General features: G+C 73.3%; 1 protein-coding gene. It reads right to left on the bottom strand.

Going from position 1 to position 3,720, the window contains the following annotated elements; all coding sequences use genetic code 11:
* Positions 1–67: 67 nt before the first annotated feature.
* Positions 68–3,720 (bottom strand): amino acid adenylation domain-containing protein (locus AB0M52_RS32145; protein ID WP_363961484.1); only part of this gene is annotated, 3,653 nt, incomplete at its 5' end.

Raw genomic sequence — 3,720 nt, 5'->3', positions numbered from 1 at the left:
CTGTGGAAGACTAGGCCCTCCTGCAATGGGGTCAGGGGCAGGAGGTCCTCGATCGTCTGCTTGCGGCTCACTGCTGCGGCTCCCAATCTGCGGTCAGGCTGTCTTCGAACTCGTCGATCTCGAACTGGCTCACCGACAACAGCGGGACGTCGCTCGGATCGAGCCTGCCCGCCTCCGGGTCGTCGAGCCGATCTCCGATCAACCGCAGCGCCCGCTGCCAGTGGTCCGCCAGCCTGCGGGCGTCAGCGGCGGCGAGCAGTCGCCCCGAGAAGGTGAACACCGTGGTAAGGACCGGACCGCCGGCGCCGTCGACGGTCACGGCGTTGACGTCGATCGCGTGCGGCAGCGGCTGGTCCGGGTGGTGTCCGCCGCCGCTGCCAGCCGCGTGCGGATCGAGCTGCCAGTCCTCCGTCACGCCGTCGGCACCGAACCGGCCCAGGTAGTTGAACCCGATCTGCGGCGCACGGTGGCGGGCCAGGGTAGCGGCGGTGTCCGGGTTGGCGTAGCGCAGCAGCCCGTACCCGACGCCGTGGTCAGGGGTCTCCCGGACCCGCTGCTTCACCTCGGCGAGCAGCCGCCGTATGCCGGCCGCGTCGACTGGGTCGCCGGCCAGCGGCGCGATGTGCAGCGGGTAGAGGGTGGTGAACCAGCCGACCGTGCGGGACAGGTCGACGCCGGGCACCAGGTCCTCGTGCCGGCCGTGCCCCTCCACGTCCACTAACAGGCCATCGCACCGCTGGTCCCGGTCGGCGCGCCAGGCCCCCACCGCGACGTAGAGCGCGGTCAGCAGGATCTGGTCGGCGCCGGCCCGAACGACCGCAGGCAGCCGCTGGAGCAGCGCCTCGGTCAGCGCGGCGGGTGTGGTAACGGTGACTGACTCGGCGGTGCGGTAGGTGTCCGCCGCCGGGTCGAGCGGTCGGGGTCCGACCAGCGGGTCCGCTGCGCCGGCGACCGCGTCCCACCAGTCCAGGCGGTCGGTGTGCCGGGGATCGGCCGCCCGGGCCGTGAGTTCCTCGGCCCACCGTTGCAGCGAGGTACCGACCGGCGCCAGGGCGTCGCCCCTGCAGGCGGCGGCCAGGTCGGGCAGCAGAATGCGCCAGGACACCCCGTCCACCGACAAGTGGTGTACGACCACCAGGACGCGGCCCGCGGTGTCCGGCCCGCGGTCGAACCACACCACCTCGGCCATGCGGCCTTCGGCCGGGGCGAGGCGGGAACGGGCAGCGGCCGCCGCCCGTTCCATCACGCCAGTAAACTCGGTCTCGTCGCAGGCGGCGCAGTTGATCCGTGTGACCCGCTCGGCGGCCGCGCCGGTACCAGGCGGGGGTATCTCGAGTCGCCAGCCATCCGGTCCGATGCCGGCCAGGCGTAGGCGGAGCGCGTCGTGTCGGTCCAGCAGCGCCTGGACTCCGGCGACCAGCGCCGGCTCGGTGAGGGTCGGTGGGGTGGTCACCACTACCGACTGGCAGAACTCGTCGATCGGGCCGCCGGCCGCGGCGAGCCAGCTCACGATCGGCGTCATCGGCAGCGGGCCGGTGCCGTCCGCGCCGGACCGGACCGGCGGTTCGGCGATGCCGGCGATCGTGGCGAGGCCGGCGGGAGTACGGCGTTCGAACACGTCCCGCGCGGTGAAAGCGAGCCCGGCCACGCGGGCCTGGCCGACCAGCTGGATGCTCAGGATGCTGTCGCCGCCGAGGTCGAAGAAGCCGTCGTCGACGCCGACCTGGTCCACCCCGAGCACGTCGCTGAACAGGTCGCACAGCGTGGTCTCGGCGGCGTTGGCCGGTGCACGGCCGGCGCCGGAGGTCACCAGCGGTGCGGGGAGGCGCTTGCGGTCCAACTTGCCGTTCGGCGACAGCGGCAGGTCGTCCAATGCCACGAAGGCCGACGGCACCATGTGTTCGGGCAGCCGGTCGGCCACCGCGGCCCGCCAGGCGGCCGGGTCCACGGCCGCACCGTGCGCCGGCACCACGTAGGCGACCAGCCGCTTGTCGCCGGGCCGGTCCTCCCGGACCACCACGGCAGCCTGCGCCACCCCGGGCGCGGCGGCGACCGCGGCCTGCACCTCGCCCAACTCGATGCGATAGCCGCGGACCTTGATCTGGTCGTCGGCCCGGCCCAGGTAGTCCAGCTCGCCGGTGGCCGACCAGCGGACCAGGTCGCCGGTGCGGTACATACGCTCGCCGAAGCTGCTGAACGGGTCGGCGACGAACCGGCCCGAGGTGAGCGCCGGCCTGCCGAGGTAGCCGAGGGCCACCCCGTCGCCGCCAAGGTACAGCTCGCCGACCACGCCGGCGGGCACCAGGTCGAGCGAGTCGCCCAGCACGTACGCTCGGACCCGGTCGAGTGGCCGACCGATGGCGGGGCCGCCGGCTCCCCTGGCCTTGGTGGCGTACACCGTCGCCTCCGTCGGACCGTAGATGTTGAAAATCTCGGCGTCCGGCAGCGCGGCCCGGACCCGTTCCGCGGTGGACCGAGTCAGTGCCTCGCCGGCCAGCACCACGGCGTCCGCCGTGATGGCCAGGCCGGGCTGGTCGAGCAACTTGTCCATCACCGACGGCACGCCGCTGATCAGGGTGCCGGTCCAGCCGTGCGCCGGGTCAGCGAGCGCCAGCAGGTCCGGCACCAGCCGGACGGTGCCGCCGGTGACCAGTGGTGCGAAACCCTCGAAGACCGACACGTCGAAGCTGAACGAAGTCGACAGCAGCACGCGCTCGAGACGCTTCGGGCCCAGGTCGTCGACCGCCCAGGCGAGGAAGTGGCTGAGGTTGGCCCGGGTGACCACAACGCCCTTGGGCCGCCCGGTCGAGCCGGAGGTGTAGATGACGTACGCGGGATGCTGCGGCCGCAGTGCCGCCACACGCTCCCGATCCTCCACCGCGGTGTCCGCCAGCGCGGCGGCCCCGGTGCGAAAGGCTGGGTCGTCCACGGCCACCACCGGCACTCCGGCCGGCGGGACCGAGCCGGCCACCGCCGTGGTCGTCAGCACCAGTGCCGGCGTGGCGTCGTCCAGCATGAACCGGACGCGCTCCGCTGGGTAGCCGAGGTCCACCGGCAGGTAGGCGGCGCCGGCCTTAAGCACCGCCAGCATCGCCACCAGCGAATCGGGCGATCGGGGGACGGCGAGCGCCACCAGGCTGCCCGGCCCGACGCCGCGCCCGATGAGGTACCGCGCCCACCGGTTGGCGGCGAGGTCCAGTTCGGCGTGGGTCAGCCGGACGTCGTCCCCGACGATCGCGAGGCGGTCGCCGTCGGTCTCCGCCCGCTCCCGCAGCAACTCGGTGACGTCCCGGGTAGCCGCTGGCCGCTGCGGTCCGGCCCAGTCGTGCAGCAGCGTGTGCCGTTCCGCGTCGTCCAGCAGCGGCAGGTCGCTGATCCGGCACCCGGCGTCGGCGACCACGGCGCGCAGCACCCGCTCGAACCGGGCCACCATCGCCTCGGCGGTGGCCCGGTCGAACAGGTCGGTCGCGTACTCCAACGCACCCACCAGTCCGGCCGGGGCACCATCGGTGGCCCACTGCTCCTCGAGGGCCAGGAAGAGGTCGAACTTGGCGGTGCCGGAGTCGGCCTCGGCCGCGTTGACATCGAGGCCGGGCAGCTCGCGAAGGGCTTGCAGGGCCACCGCCGGGTCGGTGTTGTCGTACGCGAGCATCACCTGGAACAGCGGATGCCGCGCCAGCGACCGCTGCGGACTCACCACCTCGACCAGCCGCTCGAACG

Origin of the sequence: Micromonospora sp. NPDC051296 (assembly GCF_040682255.1) — a bacterium.
GTDB classification, from domain to species: Bacteria; Actinomycetota; Actinomycetes; order Mycobacteriales; family Micromonosporaceae; genus Micromonospora; species Micromonospora craterilacus.
The sequence above is the reverse complement of the archived record's forward strand: the minus strand, read 5'-3'. Positions and strand labels throughout refer to the sequence as shown.